We start from the raw sequence: 24,855 nt of genomic DNA, 5'->3' as shown, positions 1-24,855 counted from the left end.
CGGATTTGGACGTGTGGCGAATGGCCGTGATGCGCCAGAACCGCCGGCGTAGTCGTTGACCAAAGCACCAGCAGCGCCTTGCTAGGCAGCCTTCTCCACCAGCCGAGCCAGTTGCGTCATGACGACGGCCGCCCCTGCCAGACGCTTTTCAGGTGTTGGCCAGTCGCGGCTGAAGACGACGCTCTGGTCGGGCCGGATCTTGGCCAGCGAACCCTGCTCGCCGATGAACGTGACCAGCCCGACAGGATTGGAAAACTCGCGCTTGCGGAAATGGATGACAACGCCTTTTGGTCCGGCATCGAGCTTTTCGACATTGGCCTTGCGGCAGAGCGCCTTGATGAAGACGATCTTCAGCAGATGCTTCACCTCCTCCGGCAGCGGGCCGAACCGATCGATCAGTTCTGCGCCAAAGGCATCGATCTCCTCGGTGTTTTCGAGGTCGCCGAGGCGGCGGTAGAGCGCCAGCCGCAGCTGCAGGTCCGGAACATAGCTTTCCGGGATCATCACCGCCGTGCCGACGGCGATCTGCGGCGACCAGCCGCCATCCTGAACCTCGCCCGAATCCTTCACCTCGGCGACGGCTTCCTCCAGCATCTGCTGGTAGAGCTCGAAGCCGACCTCCTTGATATGGCCCGACTGCTCCTCGCCGAGAAGGTTGCCGGCGCCGCGGATATCGAGATCATGGCTGGCGAGCTGGAAACCGGCGCCCAGCGTATCGAGCGACTGGAGGACCTTCAGCCGGCGCTCGGCGGTGTCGGTCAGCTTGCGGTTGGCCGGCAGCGTGAACAGCGCATAGGCGCGCACCTTCGAGCGGCCGACGCGGCCGCGCAACTGGTAGAGCTGCGACAGGCCGAACATGTCGGCGCGATGCACGATCAGCGTGTTGGCGGTCGGGATATCGAGGCCGGATTCGACGATGGTGGTCGACAGCAGCACGTCGTACTGGCCGTCGTAGAAGGCATTCATGATGTCGTCGAGCTCGCCGGGCGGCATCTGGCCGTGAGCGACAGCCACTTTCAGCTCGGGCACGGATTCACGAAGGAACTCATGGATTTCCGCTAGATCGCTGATGCGTGGCACGACATAGAAGGAATGGCCGCCGCGGTAGCGTTCCCTGAGCAGGGTTTCGCGGATGACCAGCGGGTCGAAGGGCGAGATGAAGGTGCGCACCGCCAGGCGGTCGACCGGCGGCGTGGCGATCAGCGACAGTTCGCGCACGCCGGTCAACGCCAGCTGCAGCGTGCGCGGGATCGGCGTCGCCGACAGCGTCAGCACATGCACATCGCTCTTCAGATCCTTCAGCCGCTCCTTGTGCTTGACGCCAAAATGCTGCTCCTCGTCGATGATCAACAGGCCGAGATTCTTGAATGAGATCGACGAGCCGAGCAGCGCGTGAGTGCCGACGACGATGTCGACCGTGCCTTCGGCGATGCCCTTCTTGGTCTCGGCCAGATCCTTGGCGCCAACCAGCCGCGAGGCCTGGGCGACGCGGATCGGCAGGCCGGAGAAACGCTGCGAAAAGGTCTTGAAATGCTGGCGCGACAACAATGTCGTCGGCACCACCACCGCGACCTGAAACCCTTCCATCGCCGCGATGAAGGCGGCGCGAAGCGCAACTTCCGTCTTGCCGAAGCCGACATCGCCGCAGATCAGCCGGTCCATCGGCTTTCCGGCGCCCAGATCGCCCATGACCGAATCGATCGCCGTCTGCTGGTCGTCGGTCTCCTCATAGGGAAACCGCGCGGCGAATTCGCCATAGAGACCGTCCGCCGGCACCAGGGAGGGAGCGGCGCGCATATGCCGCTCGGCGGCGATGCGGATCAACTGCCCTGCCATGTCGAGCAGCCGCCGTTTCAGCCGCGCCTTGCGCGACTGCCAAGCGCCGCCGCCAAGCTTGTCCAATGTCGCTTCGGCCGAATCCGAGCCATAGCGCGACAGAAGTTCGATGTTCTCCACCGGCAGGAACAGCCGGTCGTCGCCGGCATAGTGGATTTCGAGGCAATCATGCGGCGCCCCGACCGCCTCGATGGTGCGCAGTCCGATGAAGCGGCCAATGCCATGGTCGGTATGGACGACGATATCGCCGGAGGACAACGCCGAGGCCTCGGCGATGAAGTCGGAAGGACGCTTCCTGCGCTTCGAGCGACGGATCAGCCTGTCGCCCAGAATGTCCTGCTCGGCGACGACGACCAGTTTCTCGGTCTCGAAGCCGGATTCGAGCGGCAGCACGGCAAGTACCGCCTGCCCCGGTTCGAGCTTTTCCGCCTCGGCCAGCGTGGCGACCGGCTTGAGATTGCCGAGATGATGTTCGGCCAGGATCTGGCCCAACCGGTCTAGCGAACCTTCGGTCCAGCCGGCGACGATGACGCGGCGGCGAGCGGCCCGCTCGTCGGCAATGTGTTTTACGACGACGTCGAAGACGTTGATGTTGGGGTCGGCGCGTTCCTCGACGAAGCTGCGGCCATGCCGCGAGCCGGCATGGAAGATTTTCTTCGCGCCGGCATAGGGCGCGTTGAAGGGCGTGAAGTCGATCGCTTCGCGCGGCCCAAGCGCGGCGATCAGGTTTTCCGGCGACAAATAAAGCAGGTCCGGCGGCACCGGCTTGTACGGAACGGCGTCCTTCAGCGCGCCGTCCGCCTGCTTCCTGCGCGCCTCGTAATGGTCGAGGATCAGCGTATGACGTTCTGCCAGTGCCTCATGCGCCAGATGGTCGAACACCACAGGCGTGTCCGGCAGATAGTCGAACACCGTCTCCAGCCGCTCGTAGAAGAACGGCAGCCAATGCTCCATGCCGGCGAAACGCCTTCCCTCGCTGACCGCCGCATAGAGCCCGTCGTCACGCGAGGGCGCGCCAAAGGCTTCGATGTAGCTGCGTCGGAAACGGCTGATGGTCTCCGGCGTCAGCGCCACTTCACTCATCGCCTGCAGCGCCATCGACTTGCGCTGGCCGGTGGTGCGTTGCGTGGCGGCGTCGAAGACGCGGATCGATTCCAGCGTGTCGCCGAAGAAATCGAGCCTGAGCGCTTCCGTCCAGCCCGGTGCGAACAGGTCCAGAATGCCGCCACGCACGGCAAACTCGCCGACGCCGCGCACGGTAGGCACGCGTTCGAAGCCTGACGTCTCCAGCCGCGACACCAGTGCGTTCATGTCGATCTCGTTGCCCGGTTGGGCGTGAAATGTCTGCGCCTCGATGAGGCTTGCTGGCGGAATGCGCTGCAGCAGCGCATTGGCGGTGGTGAGGACGACGGCGCGGTGTGGTTTTTTCGCCAGGGCGATCATCGCGGTGAGCGCATCCAGACGCCGTGCGGCAGCATCCGCCCCCGGCGAGACGCGGTCGTAAGGCAGACAATCCCAGGCCGGCAGTTCGAGCACCGGCAGGCCTGGCGCGGCGAATGACAGCGCCTCGACGATCGAAGGCAGGCGCTGGCCGTCGCGCGCCACGAACAGCACCGGCTTGTCGGGCGCGATCTCGTGCGCTGCCTGCACCAGCGCAAAGGCTTCGTAACCGTCGGCGACGCCATCGACGATGAACTGGCCGGCGCGGCCTTTCGGCAGACCGATCGAGGGAATGAGGCTCATGGCTACACGTCGTTCAGAATGTCATCGCCTGGCGCGACACCAGGATCTTTTGCAGGACGGCACAGTCGATATTCGCGGGAACCGGGCGCTCGCCAGTGATCAGGGGCAGGAATTCGGTGTCGGGAATGTCGAGGAGCCTCTCATATTGGTCGAGTTCGTCGCCGGTCAAGGCGCCGATCTCGGCATCTGCGAAACTGCCGAGAATGAGGTCCATTTCGCGCATGCCGCGATGCCGGGACCGAAACAGAAGCTTGCGGCGGCGGGCGTCGAGCCCCTCGCTTGATCGTCTTGTTCCCGTCATCGTCCAGCATCCTTGCCTGAAGCGGCGCATATAGCGTGGATACAGGGCGGTGTCAGCCTTGCGCTGCGGCTGTCTCGACATAAGCTGACATAATGCGCCCTTCCCTCCTCGATCCGCTGTTTGTCCCGATCACCTCGCTTGCCGGCGTCGGGCCGAAGGTCGGCGCATTGATCGAGAAAATCGTGCCGGCCGATCTCGGCGACCGACCGGCGCGCGCCGGCGATCTTCTGTTCGTGCTGCCCCACACGGTGATCGACCGCCGCAACCGGCCGGGCATCGCCGGTTCGGCCGAAGGCGCGATCGTCACCCTCGAAGTGCGCATCGACCGCCACCAACCGCCGCCGCGCGGCAACAGATCGGTGCCGTACCGGGTCTACGCCCATGACGACACCGGCGAGATCGCGCTAACCTTCTTCCATGCGCACGCCGCCTATCTTGAAAACGCGATGCCCGAGGGCGAGCATGTCGTGGTCTCCGGGCGAATGGAGTGGTTCAACGGCCGGCCGACCATGGTCCACCCAGACCACATCGCGCTGGCCAGGGAGGCGGATAACCTGCCGCTGGTCGAGCCGGTGTATCCGCTCACTGCCGGGCTCTCGGGGAAAGTGCTGCGCCGGGCAATCGGCCAGGCGCTCGCTCGCTTGCCGGTGCTGCCGGAATGGCAGGATGGCGAGTTTCTGCGCCGCCGGACCTTTCCTGCCTTCGGCGACGCGCTCGCCCGCATCCACAATCCCGCCGACCCGATCGACGTCTCGGTCGACGGCGCGGCCTGGCGGCGTCTCGCCTATGACGAGTTTCTGGCAGGCCAGGTATCGCTGGCGCTGGTGCGCGCAAAAGTCCGCCGCTTGTCCGGAAGACCATTGGTCGGCGAGGGCCGCATCGTCGAAAAACTGCGCGCCGCCCTTCCCTATTCGCTGACCACCTCGCAGGAAATGGCGCTTGCCGAAATCAATGCCGATCTCGGTGACCCCGAACGCATGCTGCGCCTACTGCAGGGTGACGTCGGATCCGGCAAGACGGTTGTCGCGCTGCTCGCCATGACGCGCGCCGTCGAGGCCGGCGGCCAGGCGGCATTAATGGCGCCAACCGAAATCCTGGCGCGCCAGCATCTTGCGACGATTGCACCTTTGGCGGAACGAGCGGGCCTGCGCATCGCCATTCTCACTGGCCGCGAAAAGGGCCGCGAGCGCACCGACACGCTGGCCGGTCTGGCCAATGGCGAGATCGATATCGTCGTCGGCACCCACGCGCTGTTCCAGGAAACGGTGATGTTCCACGACCTCGTCCTAGCCGTCATCGACGAACAGCACCGTTTTGGCGTCCACCAGCGGCTGGCCATCACCGCTAAGGGCGACGCGCCCGACATGCTGGTGATGACGGCGACGCCGATCCCGCGCACGCTGGTGCTGACCGCTTTCGGCGACATGGACGTGTCGAAGCTCACCGAAAAACCGGCCGGTCGCCAGCCGATCCGCACCGTCACCCTGCCGCTCGAGCGGCTCGACGAACTGGTCGGCCGCATGCGCGACGCCGTCGCCGACGGCCAGAAGATCTACTGGATCTGTCCGCTGGTCGAGGAATCCGAGGAGATCAAGCTGATGTCGGCGGAGGACCGTTTTGCCTCGCTGAAGCCTCTGTTCGGCAACGAGATCGGCCTGGTGCACGGGCGCATGAAGAGCGCCGACAAGGACGAAGCGATGCGCGCCTTCAAGGCCGGCGAGACACGCATCCTGATCGCCACCACGGTCATCGAGGTCGGCGTCGATGTGCCGGATGCCACGATCATGGTCATCGAGCATGCCGAGCGCTTCGGGCTCGCCCAGCTGCACCAGTTGCGCGGTCGGGTCGGGCGCGGTGAAAAATCGTCCTCCTGCGTGCTGCTCTACAAGGATCCGCTGGGCGAGACTGCAACGCGCCGGCTGTCGGTGATGCGCGAGATCGAGGACGGGTTCCGCATCGCCGAGGAGGATCTGAAGCTGCGTGGCGAAGGCGAGCTGCTGGGCACCCGCCAGTCCGGCACCCCGGGCTTCCAGGTGGCGCGCATCGAGGCGCATGCCGACCTGCTCGAAGCCGCCCGGGACGACGCACGGCTGATCCTGTCGCGCGATCCCGAGCTGCAATCCGAGCGCGGCGCCGCTCTTCGCATGCTGCTTTATTTGTTCGGCCGCGACGAGGCGGTGCGGCTCTTGCGCGCCGGCTGAGGCCCGGCGCCGACCGGCGGATTGCCGATCTGGCTACCGATCGGCTTGCCGTTGAACGTCACCATTTTCGTCTTGACCGCCGGCGCCACCAGGCCTGCCGAAACGATCAGCTTGGCACCGTCCTCGACTGTCATGTCGAGCAGCACGATGTCGGATTTCGGCACATACATGAGAAAGCCCGTGGTCGGATTGGGCGTGCACGGCATGAAAACCGCGATCAGCGGATCACCTTCCTGGTCGAGCTTCTGGTTGATCTCGGTTTCCTTCTCGCTGGCGACGAAGACCAGCGACCAGACGCCCTTGCGCGGGTATTCGACCAGCCCGACCTGGCGAAACATGTCGCCTTTGTTCGACAGCACGGTCTCGAAGATCTGCTTCAGCGAGCCGTAGATGCCGCGCACCAGCGGCATGCGGCCGAGCAGCCGTTCGCCGAACAAGACGATGGCGCGTCCGACGATATTGGCGGTCAGGAAACCGATCAGGGTGATCAGGATCAAGGCGACGATCAGGCCGAATCCCGGAACCGGCGCCGGCAGATAGCTATCGGGGTTGTAGCGCGCCGGAATATAGGGTTTCACCCAGGAATCGACCCAGCCGATGAACGACCAGGCGATGTAGGCGGTGATCGCCAGCGGCGCGCAGACGACAAAGCCTGTCAGGAAGTAATTCCGCAGCCGGGTCATGCCTGAGGTCTTGGTAGCATCCGACATGGTTCACCGCAGCACTGGTTGCGGCGCAACATTAATGAACCGCAATCGGCTTTGGAACCGCGAAAATTCTTAAACCACGGCTATTCCACAGTCACCGACTTCGCCAGGTTGCGCGGCTGGTCGACGTCAGTGCCCATGAACACCGCGGTGAAATAGGCCAGCATCTGGATCGGCAGCGCGTAGATGATCGGCGAGATGATTTCCGGCACGTCCGGCAGCACGATCGTCTCCATCGTCTTCACCGTGGCGTGCGCGGCACCCTTGCTGTCGGTGATCAGGATGATCTTGCCGCCGCGCGCCGCCACTTCCTGCATGTTCGACACGGTCTTTTCAAAGATGCGGTCATGCGGGGCTATGACGATCACCGGCATGTTCTCGTCAATCAGCGCGATCGGCCCGTGCTTCAGCTCGCCGGCGGCGTAGCCTTCGGCATGGATATAGGAGATTTCCTTAAGCTTCAGCGCGCCTTCCATGGCCAGCGGGAAATTGGTGTCGCGGCCGAGATAGAGCACGTTCTTATAGTGAGCGAGGTCGCGCGCGACCTTTTCGATCTGGCCGTCGAGCTTCAAAACCTGGTTGGCATAGCGCGGCGCTTCAGACAGTTGGCGCACCAGCGTCGTTTCCTGCTCCCGTGAGATCGTTCCGCGCGCCACGCCCGCCCGCACGGCAAGCGAGGCCAGAACCGACAATTGACAGGTGAAGGCCTTGGTCGAAGCGACGCCGATCTCCGGCCCGGCCAGCGTCGGCAGGATAACGTCCGATTCGCGCGCCATCGTCGATTCGCGGACATTGACGACCGCGCCGATCTTCATCCCCGCCTTGCGGCAATAGCGCAGCGAGGCCAGCGTGTCGGCGGTCTCGCCCGATTGCGAGATGAAGAAGGCGGCATCGGTCTTCGACAGCGGCATCTCGCGGTAGCGGAATTCCGAAGCGACATCGATATCGACTGGCAGCCGCGCATAGCGCTCGAACCAGTATTTGCTGATCAGGCCGGCCAGGTAGGCGGTGCCGCAGGCCGAAATCGCCAACCGATTGATCTCTGCGAAATTAAACGGCAGGTCGAGCGGCTTCGAGACTCCGCCGACAAAATCCACATAATGCGCCAGCGTGTGCGAGATCACTTCGGGCTGTTCATGGATTTCCTTCTCCATGAAATGGCGCCGGTTGCCCTTGTCGACCATGAAGCTGGTGCTGAGCGACTGCTGGCGCTTGCGGTCTACTTTGCTGCCGTCCATGTCGAAGATGGCGACCTCGTTGCGGCGCACCACCGCCCAGTCGCCGTCCTCCAGATAGGTGATCGAATTGGTGAAAGGGGCAAGCGCGATCGCGTCGGAGCCCAAGAACATCTCGCCATCGCCATGGCCGACGGCCAGCGGCGGGCCGTTGCGCGCGCCGACGATGAGATCCTCGTCTCCCCTAAACATGATGGCCAGCGCAAAGGCGCCTTCAAGCCGCTTCAGCGCCTGGTGCGCGGCCTCGACCGGCTTCAGGCCCCTAGCCAGTTCGCGCCCCACCAGGTGTGCGACGACCTCGGTGTCGGTCTGCGAGGAAAATGTGTAGCCGTCGCGCATCAGCTCGTCGCGCAATTCGGCGAAATTCTCGATGATGCCGTTGTGGACGATGGCGACGCCGTCGGAAAAATGCGGATGCGCATTGGTCTCGTTGGGCACACCGTGCGTTGCCCAGCGCGTATGGCCGATGCCGATCATGCCGTCGAGCGGTTCGTCCTTCAGCCGGCGTTCGAGATTGATCAGCTTGCCCTCGGCGCGGCGACGCGAAAGCTTGCCGTGCTCGACGGTGGCCACGCCGGCCGAATCATAGCCGCGATATTCGAGCCTTTTCAGCGCATCGACGATGAGTGGCGCGACCGGCGAGTGGCTGACAATTCCGACGATACCGCACATAGACGTTTGTCCCCGATTCCGGCATGAAACCCAGCGCCATTTAGGATTGGCCGGGCTGCCGCGAAATTCACATTGCGTTTCGTCCCATATCAGCCGGAACGATTTTGCAGATGCACCATGACAGAGCGCTCTTGCAATCCGGTTACCGCAATCGCTCAGTTTCTCCGTGCATCCATCCTACCTCGCCTCGGTGGTTCCTGAAATCCATCAAAGATATGATGCAACTCGTCGCCGAGCCCCGTCAGCCTAGCTTTTTTTTCGGGCCGCCGCAGCCGAAGCAAAACGCTCGCGCAATTCCCTGCCCTTGCCGGCCAGCGTCCTCTGGCGGGCGCGGCCGAAGGCCAGCGCATCGTCGGGCACGCTTTCGGTGATCACGCTGCCCGAAGCGATGTAGCCGCCCTTACCGATTGTAACAGGCGCCACCAGCGAGGAATTCGAGCCGACGAAAGCGCCCTCGCCGATGTCGGTGAAGAACTTCGAGTAGCCGTCATAATTGCAGGTGATGGTTCCAGCGCCGATGTTGGCGCCGGCGCCGACGCGGGCATCGCCTATATAGGTCAGGTGATTGACCTTGGCCCCCTCCTCGATCGTCGCCTGCTTGACCTCGCAGAAATTGCCGACCTTGGCCTTTTGCTTGAGATCGGCACCCGGCCGCAGCCGGGCGTACGGGCCAACATCGCAGTTCGAGGCGATGGTGGCGCCTTCAATATGGCTGAAGGCATGGATCTTGGCGCCAGTGGCGATTTTCACGCCGGGCCCGAACCAGACATTGGGTTCGACGATCGTGTCCGCGCCGATCTCGGTATCGTATGAAAAGAATACGGTTTCCGGCGCAATCAATGTGACGCCGGAGAGCATGGCCTCGCGCCGCCGGCGCCTCTGCCAGATGCCTTCGGCCTCGGCGAGTTCGGCACGGTTGTTGATGCCGAGCACATTCTCGAAGCCGGCTTCCGTGGCGACCACATCGAGGCCATGCGCGCCGGCGATCTCAACGATATCGGTGAGGTAATATTCGCCTTTGGCGTTGTTGTTGCCGACTTGATCGAGCAGCTTCAGCACGTGCTTGCCGGCAACCGCCATCAGCCCGCCGTTGCAGAAGGTGATTTTCTTCTCCTCGTCGGTGCAGTCCTTTTCCTCGCGGATGGCGATGAGCTTGCCGCCCTTTTCGATCAAGCGGCCATAGCCGGAAGGATTTGACGTGCGGAAGCCGACCACAACGACGGCAGCGCCTTCAGCCAGCTTCAGGCGCGCAGCAGTCAGCACCTCCGGATCGATGAGCGGCGTATCGCCGAACATCACCAGGATGTCGTCGTAACCCTTTGAAATCGCGTCACTAGCAGCCAGAACGGCGTGCGCCGTGCCGAGCTGCTTGTCCTGGACGAAGGTCTCTGCCTTCGGCGCGAACTTTTGCGTGGCCTTGCGCATCTCGTCCGCCCCATGGCCGATCACCAGCGCCTGATCGCCGCTGCCTGCGGCTTCAGCAGCCCTCACGACATGGGCGACCATCGGCAGACCGGCGATCGGGTGCAGCACTTTTGGCACGGCACTTTTCATGCGCGTGCCTTCGCCGGCGGCGAGGATGACGGACAGGCAGGTTCTCTGGCTCATGGAAGGGCAACCATATGAAAAGGGTTGGAAATCGAGGCATGCATAACACCGGCGCCATGCTGCACCAATGCGGTTAAATTCCGGTGAGACGGTGGAGCAGCTGACTCTAATCGGTAGGTCTGCGTCGTCCCGGGTGGAAACCGGAAAAGGGGAACTATTATGATCCGGTTCACTTCAATCAGGTGGTTACCCTAGATCTTCGGGTTCCGCTTAGCAGCGGCTGCAAACGCCAAGCGTTTGCGTTTGCTCGGAAATTGGCATCGGAAACGGAATGAACTCAAACAGCCAGCCTGCACGACATACGCTCCTGCGCTCCTGACGTGGGCAATGAACCGGCCACTTCCTGCTGGGTCTTTTCCGTTATATTAGCATCTGATACGTTCGCTTGGGGGAGCTGTTCCTGCCATGCGCAGCGCTTGTTTTATCCTCATTTTATTGTTTACAGCTGTTTCGGCGGATGCGCTCGCAGATAGACGCGTCGCGCTGGTGATGGGTAATTCGGCGTATCAGAACGTACCCGGACTTCCTAATCCGAAGAACGATGCCACTGACATGACCGCCAAATTGAAGGATTTGGGTTTCGAGGTAGTGACCGGTCTGGACCTCGACTTGGACAGGATGCGTGGCACGGCACGCGACTTTATCAAGAAGCTCGATAGGGCGGACATTGCGTTGTTCTATTATTCCGGGCACGGCCTGCAGGTTAACGGCAACAATTACATGGCGCCTGTGGATGCGCACTTGTCGTCTTATGACGACCTCGATTTCGAGACCCTGCCGATGGAACTTGTTCTTGCGGCGATGGAGCGCAGTTCCAAGGTCAATCTTGTCTTCCTCGATGCCTGCCGGGACAACCCGCTCGCCGAGAATCTTGCCCGGTCGATGGGAACACGATCCGGTTCTGTGGGTCGGGGTCTAGCCAAGCTTGGCAGCGGTGTCGGTTCTCTCATCGCATTCGCAACGCAGCCGGGTAACGTGGCATTCGACGGGTCAGGTAGAAACTCTCCCTTCACAACTGCATTGCTCAGGCACCTCGGCACGCCGGGGCAGGATATCACCCGCGACCTCGTTCATGTGCGACGAGATGTGCTCGAAGCAACGTATGGAAAGCAAGTTCCATGGGACAATTCCTCGCTCACGGGCGATGTGGTGTTGAATCCTCTCCCGATTCAGGAGCCGAAGGCGGAATCCGCCCGCACGCCGGTACCCGTCGGGCCCGACAACGCGGTTGAGATCGCTTATTGGGAAACGATCAAGGACTCGGCGGACAAGAGCTTCTTTCAGGCGTACCTGCAGCAATATCCGAATGGTGCGTTTGCAGCCCTAGCTAAGTTAAAGATCGATGCAATAAACAGTCGTGTCGATGAGCAACGGCAGGCGACTGAAAGACAAAAGGCAGAACAAGATCGCGCGCAAGGGAGGCCTTTCGCAAAGGCTTTAGACGACGTCAAGACCGTCGCCAGGCTTGAACATCCCAATCCGGAAGTCCAAGCAGAGAGGTCTTCAGTAGATTCTGAGGGCTCCGGCGAACTTGCTCTTTCCACCCAGAGGGAGTTAGCCCGAATCGGATGCCTTACTGGCCAGGTCGACGGAAAATGGGGCTCCGCCAGCCAGAAAGCTTTGAACGACTATGCGAAGCGGCAAGGGATTAAGCTCGCGTCGGTCGAGCCGACGGGGGACCTTCTAAAAAGGCTGAAAGCGATTCGGGCTAGGGTCTGCCCCCTTTTTTGTCCTGACGGAATGGAGGCACGAGAGGATCGTTGCGCGGGTGCAGGGTCTGCCGGTTTAAGTGCTTTCGACGGAAGATGGGCTTTGACGAGACGTGCCACCAATTCGTTGTGCGGGTGGCGGGAGCTTACAGCAGATGTTTCGATCAAAAGCGGTAAGATTTCTGCCCCATCGTGGGAAGGAAAAATCGCGAGCGATGGCACCTTAAGAATAATACATCGCTTTGTTCACGAGGGGAAAAACGGAAGCAATATTTTGAATGGCAAAATAAAAGGTAATAGAGGTAAAGGTAAATTCTATCATGTAGGCGGAAAGTGCGCAGGCGTTGTTGAAATCAACAAGATGTCATAAATTCAGTAGCAGTATCTTTCTCGCATATTGAGTATAGGTCAATTCTGTGCGCCAGCATGGGCTTGCCGGTACAGACCTATCCCAGTTGCCCTAGTACAGGGAAATTCTCCAGCAGCCAGTAGGACGCGGCCTGCACGCCGCCGGTCAGGAAAAACACCCCGGCGACGACCAGCAGACCGCCCATCGCCTTTTCGACACGGCCGAGATGGACGCGGAATTTCGAGAGAAAGCGCATGAAGGCGCCGGAAAACAGCGCCGCGATCAGGAACGGGATGCCGAGGCCGAGCGAATAGGCGGCAAGCAGAGCCGCGCCCTCGCCCACAGTCTCGCGGCCGCCGGCCAGCGTCAGGATCGGTCCCAGCACCGGTCCGATGCAGGGTGTCCAGCCGAAGGCGAAGGCAAGTCCCATGACATAGGCGGCAACAATACTGGCCGGCTTGCCCTGCGACTGGAAGCGCGCCTCACGCGACAGCAGCGGGATGCGCAATATGCCGAGGAAGTTCAACCCCATCAGGATGATCAGCACACCGGCGGCCATCGCCAGCGGCTCCTGCCAGACGCGCAGCAACCGGCCGATGGTCGAGGCCCCGGCGCCCAACGCCACGAAGACGGTGGAGAAGCCGAGAACGAAGGCGATCGAGGCATAAAGCAGCGCGCTGCGCGCGTTGGCCTTGGCCGTGACGCCGGCATTGCCGCGGAAATCATCGACCGACACGCCGGCCATGTAGCAGAGATAGGGCGGGACCAGCGGCAACACGCAAGGCGACAGGAACGAGATCGCCCCCGCCCCGACCGCGCTGATATAGCCGATATCCAATGCCATTTCCCGAAACTCCAACCCGTAGCGGCGCCGATATAGCGGCGCACGGGCTTGTCCGCCAATCACCATTGCGTGGCAAGTTGCCGCCTCGCATCGAGGAAGAAACGACACGCCAAGCGCGTTGATGCAACGGGGCCGCGACTTTCCGCGCGCTTCTGATCATATCAGGGAGAACGTCATGAAATCGATCACAGTTGGGCTGACGCTGCTTTTGCTTGGCACCGCCGCCTCCTATGCCGCCGAAGCGTGGAAGGAAGCCGATGTCGGCGGCACCAAGATCTACACCGATGCCAACGGTATGACCCTTTACACCTACGACAAGGACGAAACGGGCAAGTCGAACTGCTACGACAAATGCGCCACCAATTGGCCGCCGCTGAAGGCTGAGGCCGACGCCAAGGCCGAGGGCGAATGGACAGTCGTCGAGCGGACCGACGGCACCAAAATGTGGGCCTATGAAGGCAAGCCGCTCTACACATTCATCAAGGACAAGAAGGCCGGCGATGTGACCGGCAACGGCGTCGGCGGCGTCTGGCACATAGCCAAGGCCGACTAATCCCGAACCCGGATCACCGCCTTGACCGGCGGAAATCGCTGGCTGCCGTGTATCCCTGCAGGCCTTCCGGCGGCCAGCTTCTTGCACTGTCCTGCTGGGCATTCCAGCCCAGTGGCGGCGCGAGTATCGCCCAGCCGACCGAGCATCATGCCGGTGTCTCTCCGGCTGGGGCTGGCGCGTGATCGATGTTTCTCCTATATCCGCGGAAGATTTTGTCCCGTTTTCGCGGATTCATTGCCGGCTTGCCCACGATAGGCGGCCCGCTCCCTTATCCGAGATTGCGGATATCACATGACTCGCTCTTGGGTTGTGCACTCAATGCAGGACTGCATTTTGGGCGCTTCCTCTTGACCGGATGCAAAAGCACGGCCATGTGAGCGACAATTGTACGAGATTTCGTCGCGCGCAGCGGAATTCTTCTGCCGCACCACAGCTGATATGAGACCTCATGGACGTCGTCGTCGTCGAATCGCCGGCCAAAGCGAAGACAATCAACAAGTATCTCGGAAAGAACTATAAGGTCCTGGCCTCGTTCGGCCACGTCCGCGATCTGCCGGCCAAGGATGGCTCGGTGCGTCCGGACGAGGATTTTGCCATGTCCTGGGCTGTCGACACCGCCTCAAGCAAACGTCTTGCCGACATCGCCAAAGCGGTCAAGGACGCCGACGGCCTGATCCTCGCCACCGATCCGGATCGCGAGGGCGAAGCCATTTCCTGGCATGTCCTGGAAGTGCTGAAGCAGAAGCGCGCGCTGAAGGACAAGCCGGTCAGCCGCGTCGTTTTCAACGCCATCACCAAGTCGTCGGTGCTGGAAGCGATGGCCAATCCGCGCCAGATCGATGCGCCGCTGGTCGATGCCTATCTCGCCCGCCGCGCGCTCGACTATCTCGTCGGCTTCACCCTGTCGCCCGTTCTGTGGCGCAAGCTGCCCGGCGCCCGCTCCGCCGGCCGCGTGCAGTCGGTGGCATTGCGCCTCGTCTGCGACCGCGAATTGGAGATCGAGCGCTTCATTCGCGAGGAATACTGGCAGGTATCAGCTCTCCTCGGTACGCCGCGCAAGGAAAATTTCGAGGCGCGGCTGACTGCCTTCGACCGCAAGAAGCTGCAAAAGCTCGACATTTCCAACAAGGCGCAGGCCGATGACATCAAGGCGATGCTCGAAGGCGCGACCTTCAAGGCGCTCTCGGTCGAAGCCAAGCCGACCAAGCGCAATCCGGGTCCGCCCTTCACCACCTCGACGCTGCAGCAGGCCGCCTCCTCGCGTCTCGGTTTTTCGGCAAGCCGCACCATGCAAGTGGCGCAGCGGCTCTATGAAGGCATGGACATCGGCGGCGAGACCACCGGCCTGATCACCTATATGCGAACCGACGGCGTGCAGATGGCGCCCGAGGCGATATCAGCCGCGCGCGATGCGATCGCCAAGGAGTTCGGCCCCAAATACCTACCGGAAAAGCCGCGCTACTACACGACCAAGGCCAAGAACGCCCAGGAAGCGCACGAAGCGATCCGCCCGACCGATTTCATGCGCACGCCCGCTTCGGTCAGGCAATATCTCGATGCCGATCAGGCACGGCTCTACGAGATAATTTGGAAACGCGCCATCGCCAGCCAGATGCAGCCGGCCGAGATCGAGCGCACCACGGCCGAGATCGAGGCGGTCAACGGCGCCCGCACCGCGGAGCTTCGCGCCATCGGTTCGGTCGTTCGCTTCGACGGCTTCATTGCCGCCTACACCGACCAGAAGGACGAGGATTCGGAAGACGAGGAAAACCGCCGTCTGCCCGAGATCCGTGCCGGCGAACAGCTCGACCGCGAGGCGATCAACGCCACCCAGCACACCACCGAGCCGCCGCCGCGCTATTCGGAAGCCTCGCTGATCAAGAAGCTGGAAGAACTCGGCATCGGGCGTCCCTCGACCTACACCGCGATCCTGAAGACGCTGGAGGACCGCGACTACGTCAGCATGGACAAGCGCAAGCTGTTGCCGCAGGCCAAGGGCCGGCTGCTGTCGGCCTTCCTCGAAAGCTTCTTCGAGCGCTATGTCGAATATGATTTCACCGCCTCGCTCGAGGAAAAACTCGACGAGATTTCCGACGGCAAGCTCGCCTGGAAGGATGTGCTGCGCGATTTCTGGAAAGATTTTTCCGGCGCCGTCGCCGACATCAAGGAATTGCGTGTCACCGACGTGCTCGACGCGCTCAACGAGGAACTGGCGCCGCTGGTGTTTCCCGCGCGAGAAGACGGTTCGAACCCCCGGATCTGTCCGAAATGCGGCACCGGCAACCTGTCGCTGAAGCTCGGCAAATTCGGCGCCTTTGTCGGCTGTTCCAACTATCCAGAATGCTCCTTCACCCGCCAGCTCGGCGACGCGGCCAATCCCAATGGCGAAAACGCCAATGGCGAAGACGGCACCAAGGTGCTTGGCAAGGATCCCTACACGGCGGAGGAAATCACGCTGCGCAGCGGTCGTTTCGGCCCCTATATCCAGCGCGGCGACGGCAAGGAAGCCAAGCGCTCCAGCCTGCCCAAGGGCTGGACGGTCGATTCGATCGACCACGAAAAGGCCCTCGCCCTGCTGTCGCTGCCGCGCGACGTCGGCAAGCATCCAGAATCCGGCAAGATGATCTCGGCCGGGCTGGGGCGCTACGGCCCGTTCGTGCTGCACGACGGCACCTACGCCAATCTCGACAACATCGAGGACGTGTTCTCGATCGGCCTCAACCGCGCCGTGTCGGTGATCGCCGAGAAGCAGTTGAAGGGCCCGGGCGGCCGCAATGGCGGCACGCCCGCCGCCTTGAAGGAGCTTGGCGAGCATCCGGCTGGCGGCGGCAAGATCGTCGTGCGTGACGGCAAATACGGGCCTTACGTTAATTTCGGCAAGGTCAATGCGACGCTGCCCAAGGGCAAGGACCCGCAGTCGGTGACGATCGAGGACGCGGTGGCGCTGATTGCCGAGAAGGAAGCCAAGGGTGGCAATGGCGGCAGAAAGCCCTTCCGCAAAGCGGCCGCACCTGCCAAAAAGCCTGCGGCGGCCAAAAAACCGGCGGCCAAGAAAGTGGCCAACAAAAAGGGATAGGGCATCGTGGCGCGCAGGGTATCCGGAAGAAGTCATGGCGATCTGCGCACCGCCGACACGAGAGCCAAGGTTAGGGATAACTACCGGCCGTCCCGCGACGAGATCCTGCGCTACATCGCCGAAAACCCCGATCGCTCCGGAAAACGCGATATCGCCAAGGCGTTTGCGCTGCGCGGCGAGGACCGTATCTGGCTGAAGGACATTTTGCGCGACCTGCAGGACGAGGGCCTGCTGACCAAGGAACGCAAGCGGCTCGCCCGCGTCGGCGCTCTCGCCCATGTCGCCGTGCTCGACATCTTTGGCCGCGACGCCGACGGCGTGCTGCTGGCGCATCCAACCGAAGCCGTGGGCAACGGCGAGCCGCCCGTCATTGCGATCCGCGTGTCGCGCGGCGGCGGACCGACACCGGGCATCGGCGACCGCGTGCTGGCCAAGACCTTTCCGACCGATGACGCGACCGGCCCTGCCTATACCGGGCGGGTGATGAAGATCTTCGAGAAGCGCACCGAGGCCGTTCTCGGCGTCTTCCGCGTGCTGCAGGACGGCACCTTCCGGATCGAGCCCGTCGAAAGACGCCAGCCGGAGCTGGTGGTCGACAAGGAGTTCCAGAACGGCGCCAAGAACGGCGATCTGGTCGAGGTCGAGCCGGCGCGGGCCTCCCGCTATGGACTGCCCAGAGCCAAGGTGCTGGCGGTGCTCGGTTCGCTGACCAGCGAAAAAGCGGTCTCGATGATCGCCATCCACGCGCATGACATCCCGCATATTTTCCCGACAGACGTCATTGCCGAGGCGGAGGCGGTCAAACCGGCGGCGCTGGCCGGCCGCGAGGACTGGCGCGAACTGCCGCTGGTCACCATCGATCCGGCCGACGCCAAGGACCATGACGATGCTGTGTTCGCCATATCGGATACGGATGAGAAGAACCCTGGCGGCGTGGTCGTCACCGTGGCGATTGCCGATGTCGCCGCCTATGTACGCTTTGGCACCGCGCTCGACCGCGAGGCGCTGAAGCGCGGCAACTCGGTCTATTTCCCCGATCGCGTCGTGCCGATGCTGCCGGAGCGCATCTCCAACGACCTTTGTTCGCTGCGCGAAGGCCAGGACCGCCCGGCGCTGGCGGTCCGCATGACCTTCTCGGCCGATGGCCGCAAGCTCAGGCATTCGTTCCACCGCGTCATGATGAAATCGGCGGCGAAGCTCGCCTATCCGCAGGCGCAGGGCGCGATCGACGGCGCGCCGGACGACAAGACCGGCCCGATCCTCGACACGGTGCTGAAACCGCTGTGGGACGCCTACGCCGTCGTGAAGCGCGGCCGTGACACGCGTCAGCCGCTCGAGCTTGAATTGCCGGAGCGGAAAATTCTGCTCAAGGAGGACGGCACCGTCGACCGGGTCGTCGTGCCGGAGCGGCTCGACGCGCACAAGCTGATCGAAGAATTCATGATCCAGGCCAATGTCGCGGCGGCCGAGACACTGGAGGCGAAGCGACAGGCGCTGGTCTATCGCATCCATGACGCGCCTTCTCTCGCCAAGCAGGAATCGCTGCGCGAATTCCTGCAGACGCTGGGTCTGTCGCTGGCACGCGGGGCGCAGATGCGGCCGAACCAGTTCAACGGCATTCTGGATCGCGTTCGCGGCGCCGACCATGAAGGGCTGGTCAACGAGGTGGTGCTGCGCACGCAGATGCAGGCCGAGTACTCGCCCAGCAACATCGGCCATTTCGGTCTCAATCTGAAGCGCTACGCACATTTCACCTCGCCGATCCGCAGATATGCCGATCTGATCGTGCATCGCGGGCTGATTGCCGCACTCGGCTTCGGTGCGGGCGGACTGACGCAGGATGAGGCGGAGCGGCTGGAAGAAGTTTCTGCGCTGATCTCAGCCACCGAGCGCCGCGCCATGGCTGCCGAGCGCGACACGGTCGACCGGCTGATCGCCGCCTATCTGGCCGAGCGTGTCGACGATCGTTTCGATGCACGCATTTCGGGCGTCACCAAATCGGGACTATTTGTCCAATTGCCGCAGTATGGCGCAGATGGTTTCATCCCGGTGTCAAGTCTGGACGGCGATTACTATATATACGACGAAACTGCCCGATCGCTTTTCGGAGAACGCACCGGCAAGGGCTATCAGCTTGCCGACCGCGTCGAGGTTCGCCTGATCGAGGTGGCGCCTATGGCCGGCGCGATGCGTTTCGAGATGCTGACCGACCCAAAGCCGCTGCCCGGCTCCAAACGGTCGTTTCACAAGGCCAAGGGCCGCGCCCGTGCGTCGCAATCGCGTCCAGGCTCGCGCGGCAGGAGACGGTAATGCCAAGCGATTTGAAAATGAACCAACAGGTTTTCGGCGGCGAACATCACTCGGGCCGCATCGCCCGCCCGCTGTGGACGGCGATGAAGCGTGGCGCGTTTGGCCGCTGCCCGCATTGCGGCGAGGGAAAGCTGTTTCGCGCCTTCGTCAAGACCGTCGATAAATGCGATCATTGCGGCGAGGAGCTTCATCACCATCGCGCCGACGACCTGCCGGCCTATCTGGTGGTGGTCATCGTCGGCCACATCGTGCTCGGCGCCTTCATGGGCGTCGAAGCGACCTCTACTCTGTCTACCTGGCAGCACATCGCCATCTGGGTGCCGCTGACCATCCTCATGGCGGTGGTCTTGCTGCAGCCGGTCAAGGGCGCCGTCATCGGCCTGCAATGGGCGTTCTATATGCATGGCTTCGGCGGGGAAGAAGATCTGATCGAGTCGCATCCCGAGGCTTGAAACCGAGGCTGGCGCAAATCGGCATGGCTGGACGCCACTTTCGCATCGGAGAAGATTCCGCTAGGTCGTGCACATGGACGGTATGACCAAGGCGGACGTCGACAGAGTTGAGCGGATCGCGCTCGACGCCAAGCCTATACGCCCGCGCGACGCCGCGACATTGATCCTGCTCGACCGCAAGGGCGACGAGTTCCTGGTGCTGATGGGCCGGCGCCACGCCCGTCACGCCTTCATGCCGGGGAAATTCGTCTTTCCCGGCGGCCGCACCGATCCGGCCGACAGCCGAATCCCCGTCGCCACCGCGCTGCATCCTGAGGAACAGGCGAGGCTGACAGCCGGCGTCGGCCGCACCAGCCCGGCCCGCGCCCGCGCCATCGCCCTGTCGGCGATCCGCGAGACCTATGAAGAAGCCGGCCTGCTGATCGGCCAAAAGGGCGCCTTCGCGACGACCAAACGCGATTGGCGGGGTTTTGCCGAGCACGGCGTAAGACCCTCGCTGGAGGCGCTGCGCTTTATCGCGCGCGCCATCACGCCGCCAAATCGGGTGCGGCGCTTCGATACGCGCTTCTTCAGCGCCTGGCGTGAGGAAGTCGCCGTTGAGCTGCCGGACGGCGGTCCGACCAACGAGTTGGAAGAACTGGTCTGGCTGCCGCTCGCCAAAGCCAGGCAGGCCGATATTCCCGACATCACCAGGGCTATCCTCGAGGAGCTGGAAAAGCGGCTCGTCGATGATCCGCTGCTGCGCCCCGGTGGTTCCGTGCCGTTCTACCGGCTCGTCGGCAATCACTTCGTCCGCGAAATTCTGTAGAGCATAGAGCATTCACACCCCATGACAGTCGATACCCAGCAAGAGGTCGAGGAACGCGTACATTGGCTGCCGATGATCGCGGCGATCTCGTCGATCAGCGTCGTCGGCATAGCCATCGGCCTCGGCATGCCGCTGCTCAGCGTCATCCTCGAAACGCGCGGCCATTCGGCGTCGATGATCGGCTTCAACACCGCTGTCGCCGGTCTCGCCTCGATCGTCGGCGCACCGCTCGCCACCCCGCTCGCCATGCGGTTCGGCGTCGCCAGGACGATGCTCGCCATGATCGCCACGGGAGTGCTGGCCTTTGTCGGCTTCCATTTCGCGCCGGACTTCTGGATGTGGTTTCCACTGCGCGTCCTGCTGCACATCGCGCTGACGGTGCTGTTCATCCTGTCGGAATTCTGGATCAGCACATCGGCGCCGCCGCATCGGCGCGGTCTCGTCCTCGGCATCTATGCCACCGTGCTGTCGCTCGGCTTTGCCGCCGGGCCGTGGCTGTTCGCCCATCTCGGCAGCACCGGCTTCCTGCCCTTCGGCGTCATCATGGCGCTGGTGACGCTGGCCGCCATTCCAGTTCTGGCGGCACGCAACGAGAGCCCGACGATCGTCTCCAATGGCGAAACCAGCAACTTCTTGCGTTACATCTGGTTGGTGCCGACCGCGACCGCCGCGGTGCTGGTGTTCGGCGCGGTCGAGACCGGCGGCTTTGCGTTGTTCCCCGTTTATGGCAACCGCATCGGCTACTCCGAGGCCGATGCCGCCCTGCTGCTCACCATGATCGGCCTCGGCAACGTGCTGTTGCAGATCCCGCTCGGCATGATCAGCGACCGTGTCAGCGACCGCCGCTATCTGCTTCTGGCTTGCGCAACCATCGGCCTTGCCGGCACCATCTTCATGCCGCACTTCGCGCAGAACTGGCACTTGATGGCGGCGCTTCTGTTCGTCTGGGGCGGCGTGGTCGCGGCCATGTACACGATCGGCCTGGCCCATCTCGGCTCGCAGCTGTCCGGCCACGACCTGGCTTCGGCCAACGCTGCCTTCGTGCTCTGCTACGGTGTCGGCATGGTGCTCGGCCCGCAGGCGATCGGCATCGGCATGGACCTTTTCGGACCCTCGGGCTTCGGCTGGGCGCTCGGCATGTTCTTCGCCTTCTATATCGCGCTGGTCGGCGCCAGGCTCGTCCGAAAAATCCTGTAGAAAGACCCCGATCGATGCATCGCGGCGTGAGGCTGCTGACATAACCGTGTCAGCAGCACCTGGGTAGATTGTCAGCAACACGCCACGAATTTGAGGTTGCCACCATGATCGACTCCGGGTTCGAAACAAAATCGGTGCGGATGGAATTGCTGCTGCTGGTGACCTTTCAGGCACCGGTCGGCGATGTCGACCGCATCATGGAAGCGGTGGTTGCGATCGCCCCGCTCACCATGGGCAAGTACGACAGCAATGCCTATCAGTCGGCGCACGGCATCGAGCGCTACCGGCCGCTTGACGGTGCTGCCGCCGGCGCCGAGGCGGAATTGCGCCGACGGCCGGGTACGGTGGAAGTGTCGTTTGAACTGCCCGACGACCAGGCGTTGGCGGCCCGCATTGTCGAAGCTATATTCCAGGCCCACAGCTATCAGGAGCCGGTGATCCGCATCCAGCCGATCCTTGCCAGCCGCTCCAAGGGGTTGGACGACCGCTCTAACCCGAACCGCTGGTGGAACACCACGGGAGACTGGAAGAAGGTGGCTCCGCCGGTCAGGGAAGACGCATAGTCAGGAACATTGCCGGCTACGGGCTGGCTCTGATATTGACCGCGGCTTGCGCAAGCGACTGCGCCGAAGCCTCACGGGGTTGACTTTCCGGGCGCGTTCTTTATGTGTCGCGCCAAGTTTCCCGCGTCCGGGTGTTTCCCCGTGCTCCAGCGGCCAAAACTCCACGAACATAACGGACGAACGCAATGGCCAAAGCCGCAAACATCAAGATCAAGCTTCTGTCGACCGCCGACACCGGTTTCTTCTACGTGACCAGCAAGAACAGCCGCACCAAGACGGACAAGCTGTCGTTCCGCAAATACGATCCGGTCGCCAAGAAGCACGTCGAGTTCAAGGAAACCAAGATCAAGTAATCTGGTTTCCTGCTTTAAAAGCCAAAACGCCGCCCCTGTGTGGGCGGCGTTTTATTTTCAAGGCTTTCGAAAAGCGCAAAATTTCCAATGCTTGGCGCAGAGTCCTGATGTATTTTTGAGAATGGGGGCCGGTCGGCGTTTGGCAGCGGTACGAGGAGGCCACTATGTGCCAGCGCCGGCCGGCCGACCCCACGGACCCAGGAGATGCGGCGGACCTGAATCATGGGGTATTCTTCGGATCGACCCGGCGATCTACCCTCGCGCCGGTTCCGTCATTGGTCTGCACATTTGCGCAACAGCCTGTGAAAATCAACAATTTCTTAACCAAGCCCTGCGAATCGCTTGCGTTAAGGTAAATTCGTAACCCTGTCGCACTGACTGGATAATCGGCCTTACGCCGCCTTGGCTACGACGCGGTTGCGGCCGGCGCTCTTGGCTTCGTAGAGCGCGAGGTCGGCGCGTTTCATCAGCCCGGCAACCGTATCCACGCCCTTCAGCACCGACGAGACGCCGACGCTGACGGTAACCTCGATCGTCTTGCCGTCGTGACCGACGGTAAACGGCATAAGGGCGATTTCGGCGCGAATGCGCTCCGCGACCTTTTCGGCGACGGCGCCGTCGGTGTCCGGCATCACCACGACGAACTCCTCGCCACCGAAGCGGCAGGCGAGATCGATGCCGCGCACATTCTTGCGCAGCCGCCGCGCGAATTCGCGCAGCACCTCGTCGCCGCCGTCATGGCCATGCGCGTCGTTGATGGTCTTGAAGCGGTCGAGATCGGTGATCATCATCGACAGCGGCCGCCGCCGCGCCACGGCACGGTCGAACAACGTCTGCAGATGGCTGTCGAGGTAACGGCGGTTGTGCAATCCCGTCAGGGCGTCGGTCACCGCCATCTCGATGGTCTGGGTGACGCTGGCGCGAAGCTGGTCGTTGTAGCGCTTGCGGCGCACTTGCGTGCGCAGCCGAGCGGTCAGCTCCTGCTGGTCGATCGGCCGCATCAGATAGTCGTTGATGCCGAGCTCGAGGCCGCGGACGATGCGCCCCTCCTCACCCTGCTCCGCCAGAAGGATGATCGGCACGAAACGGGTACGATCGAGCGAACGCAGTTGCGAGCAGAGCCTGAGCGGATCGAAATCGGCAAAGGCCGTCGAGATCATCACGCATTCATAGGGCGTCTCGGCGGCTTGGAAGAAGCCGGCATGCGGATCGGTGGCAATGTCGAGGTCGGCGCTGCCGCGCAGCATTTTCTGGACGCGCTCGAAGGAGGATTTGCGCTCGTCTATCAGCAGAACCTTCGGCGTGGTGTCTGCGGATGCGAAGTTGCGGCTCAAAAGCTCCTCGATGCCGATATTACGCGTGGTCGAGGCGCGCAGGCGCAGCTCGTCGGTCAAAGTCTTCAACCTGACCAGGCTTTTGACGCGCGTTATCAATTGCAGATCGTTGACCGGCTTGGTCAGAAAATCGTCGGCACCGGCCTCGAGGCCGCGCACGCGGTCCGAAACCTGGTCGAGCGCGGTGATCATGACGACGGGGATGTGCGACGTCGCCGGGTCGCTCTTCAGCCGCCGACAGACCTCCAACCCGTCCATATCAGGCATCATCACGTCGAGCAGAACGACATCGACCTTGCCGTTTTCGCAGGTCTCGATCGCGTCCAGCCCGTTGGTGGCGGTCAGCACCTCGAAATATTCGGCAAGCAGCCGGACCTCGAGCAGCCTCACATTGGCAGGGATGTCGTCGACGACGAGGATCCGTGCAGTCATCTCATAAAGCTCCGGCTCGGCTGGAAGGGCGCATCAGGCGTCGCCCAGGTAGGATTTGATGGTTTCGATGAAACGCGGCACCGAGATCGGCTTGGAAATATAGGCTTCGCAGCCACCCTGGCGGATGCGCTCCTCATCGCCCTTCATCGCGAATGCGGTGACGGCAATAACCGGTATGACATGGAGGTCGTCGTCCTCCTTCAACCATTTGGTCACCTCCAGCCCCGACACTTCGGGCAGCTGGATGTCCATCAAAATGAGGTCCGGCTTGTGCAGTCTCGCCAGATCCAGCGCCTCCAGGCCGTTGCGCGTGCGTACCGTCTCGTAACCGCTCGCTTCGATGAGGTCCCGAAAGAGCTTCATGTTGAGCTCATTGTCCTCGACGATCATGACCTTCTTAGGCATCAAATTCCCGTCCCGGCCTGCCTTCCGCTCGAAGGTTGCCGTCATGCGCCCTCGCCGGTACGCACCAAACCCTGCTCGACCCTACGGCAATATAATTGACGAAACGGAAACCGGCTGCCGGAAAAGCTTCGGATTTCACCTCGGACACCGCATTGCAGAGCTAGATG

18 protein-coding genes are annotated in these 24,855 nt (G+C 62.5%); 10 read left to right on the top strand and 8 right to left on the bottom strand.

Features of this window, described 5'->3' with window-relative positions:
* Positions 1-81: 81 nt before the first annotated feature.
* On the bottom strand, positions 82-3,579 hold the full coding sequence (mfd, locus tag NKH12_RS13875) for a transcription-repair coupling factor (RefSeq protein WP_352953631.1): 3,498 nt from the start codon (positions 3,577-3,579) through the stop codon (positions 82-84).
* A gap of 13 nt (positions 3,580-3,592) precedes the next feature.
* Positions 3,593-3,880 (bottom strand): succinate dehydrogenase assembly factor 2, encoded by a 288-nt coding sequence (locus NKH12_RS13870; RefSeq protein WP_352953630.1) that lies wholly within the window; start codon positions 3,878-3,880, stop codon positions 3,593-3,595.
* A gap of 92 nt (positions 3,881-3,972) precedes the next feature.
* Between NKH12_RS13870 and recG the strand changes: the two genes are divergently transcribed.
* Complete coding sequence (gene recG / locus NKH12_RS13865; protein ID WP_352953629.1) at positions 3,973-6,081, top strand: ATP-dependent DNA helicase RecG; 2,109 nt, start codon at positions 3,973-3,975, stop codon at positions 6,079-6,081.
* On the opposite strand, the gene NKH12_RS13860 is transcribed toward recG, so the two are convergent.
* From NKH12_RS13860 to glmU, 3 genes are all read right to left on the bottom strand, one after another.
* Positions 6,033-6,791 (bottom strand): DUF502 domain-containing protein, encoded by a 759-nt coding sequence (locus NKH12_RS13860; RefSeq protein ID WP_352953628.1) that lies wholly within the window; start codon positions 6,789-6,791, stop codon positions 6,033-6,035. The genes recG and NKH12_RS13860 overlap by 49 nt on opposite strands.
* 80 nt (positions 6,792-6,871) lie before the next feature.
* The gene (gene glmS, locus NKH12_RS13855) at positions 6,872-8,695 is read right to left on the bottom strand and encodes a glutamine--fructose-6-phosphate transaminase (isomerizing) (protein WP_352953627.1); all 1,824 of its coding nucleotides are present in this window, start codon (positions 8,693-8,695) and stop codon (positions 6,872-6,874) included.
* Between the two features lie 246 nt (positions 8,696-8,941).
* A complete protein-coding gene (glmU, locus tag NKH12_RS13850; protein ID WP_352953626.1) occupies positions 8,942-10,303 on the bottom strand; it encodes a bifunctional UDP-N-acetylglucosamine diphosphorylase/glucosamine-1-phosphate N-acetyltransferase GlmU in 1,362 nt (453 codons plus the stop codon).
* 405 nt (positions 10,304-10,708) lie between these two features.
* Between glmU and NKH12_RS13845 the strand changes: the two genes are divergently transcribed.
* Positions 10,709-12,382 carry a caspase family protein gene (locus NKH12_RS13845; RefSeq protein ID WP_352953625.1) on the top strand — a complete coding sequence of 558 codons (1,674 nt, stop codon included), beginning with the start codon at positions 10,709-10,711 and terminating at the stop codon, positions 12,380-12,382.
* Between the two features lie 76 nt (positions 12,383-12,458).
* On the opposite strand, the gene NKH12_RS13840 is transcribed toward NKH12_RS13845, so the two are convergent.
* Positions 12,459-13,205, bottom strand: coding sequence for a cytochrome c biogenesis CcdA family protein (locus NKH12_RS13840; protein ID WP_352953624.1), 747 nt, complete (start codon positions 13,203-13,205; stop codon positions 12,459-12,461).
* A 175-nt stretch (positions 13,206-13,380) separates the two neighbouring features.
* Here NKH12_RS13840 and NKH12_RS13835 point away from each other — a divergent pair, with 175 nt between their 5' ends.
* The 8 genes from NKH12_RS13835 to rpmG all read left to right on the top strand — a co-directional run bounded on the left by NKH12_RS13835 (position 13,381) and on the right by rpmG (position 22,517).
* Positions 13,381-13,758 (top strand): COG4315 family predicted lipoprotein, encoded by a 378-nt coding sequence (locus NKH12_RS13835; protein ID WP_352953623.1) that lies wholly within the window; start codon positions 13,381-13,383, stop codon positions 13,756-13,758.
* 448 nt (positions 13,759-14,206) lie between these two features.
* The gene (gene topA / locus NKH12_RS13830) at positions 14,207-16,834 is read left to right on the top strand and encodes a type I DNA topoisomerase (RefSeq protein WP_352953622.1); all 2,628 of its coding nucleotides are present in this window, start codon (positions 14,207-14,209) and stop codon (positions 16,832-16,834) included.
* Positions 16,835-16,840: 6 nt separating this feature from the next.
* Positions 16,841-19,144, top strand: a complete 2,304-nt coding sequence (gene rnr, locus NKH12_RS13825; RefSeq protein WP_502910795.1) for a ribonuclease R — start codon at positions 16,841-16,843, stop codon at positions 19,142-19,144.
* On the top strand, positions 19,144-19,596 hold the full coding sequence (locus NKH12_RS13820) for a DUF983 domain-containing protein (RefSeq protein WP_352953621.1): 453 nt from the start codon (positions 19,144-19,146) through the stop codon (positions 19,594-19,596). The genes rnr and NKH12_RS13820 overlap by 1 nt, the downstream gene beginning before the upstream one ends.
* Before the next feature lie 73 nt (positions 19,597-19,669).
* A complete protein-coding gene (locus NKH12_RS13815) occupies positions 19,670-20,404 on the top strand; it encodes an NUDIX hydrolase (protein ID WP_352953620.1) in 735 nt (244 codons plus the stop codon).
* Positions 20,405-20,425: 21 nt separating this feature from the next.
* The gene (locus NKH12_RS13810) at positions 20,426-21,601 is read left to right on the top strand and encodes an MFS transporter (protein ID WP_352953619.1); all 1,176 of its coding nucleotides are present in this window, start codon (positions 20,426-20,428) and stop codon (positions 21,599-21,601) included.
* A 104-nt stretch (positions 21,602-21,705) separates the two neighbouring features.
* Complete coding sequence (locus NKH12_RS13805) at positions 21,706-22,164, top strand: YqfO family protein (protein ID WP_352953618.1); 459 nt, start codon at positions 21,706-21,708, stop codon at positions 22,162-22,164.
* A gap of 185 nt (positions 22,165-22,349) precedes the next feature.
* Positions 22,350-22,517: a 50S ribosomal protein L33 gene (gene rpmG, locus NKH12_RS13800; RefSeq protein ID WP_006201775.1), complete on the top strand. Its 168-nt coding sequence runs from the start codon at positions 22,350-22,352 to the stop codon at positions 22,515-22,517.
* A 392-nt stretch (positions 22,518-22,909) separates the two neighbouring features.
* On the opposite strand, the gene NKH12_RS13795 is transcribed toward rpmG, so the two are convergent.
* Positions 22,910-24,283 (bottom strand): PleD family two-component system response regulator, encoded by a 1,374-nt coding sequence (locus NKH12_RS13795; protein ID WP_352953617.1) that lies wholly within the window; start codon positions 24,281-24,283, stop codon positions 22,910-22,912.
* Between the two features lie 33 nt (positions 24,284-24,316).
* Entirely contained in the window at positions 24,317-24,673 is a 357-nt protein-coding gene (locus NKH12_RS13790) for a response regulator (RefSeq protein ID WP_287247952.1), read from the bottom strand.
* Between the last annotated feature and the right edge of the window lie 182 nt (positions 24,674-24,855).

Origin of the sequence: Mesorhizobium sp. M1322, from assembly GCF_040318085.1 — a bacterium.
GTDB lineage: Bacteria > Pseudomonadota > Alphaproteobacteria > Rhizobiales > Rhizobiaceae > Mesorhizobium.
The sequence above is the reverse complement of the archived record's forward strand: the minus strand, read 5'-3'. Positions and strand labels throughout refer to the sequence as shown.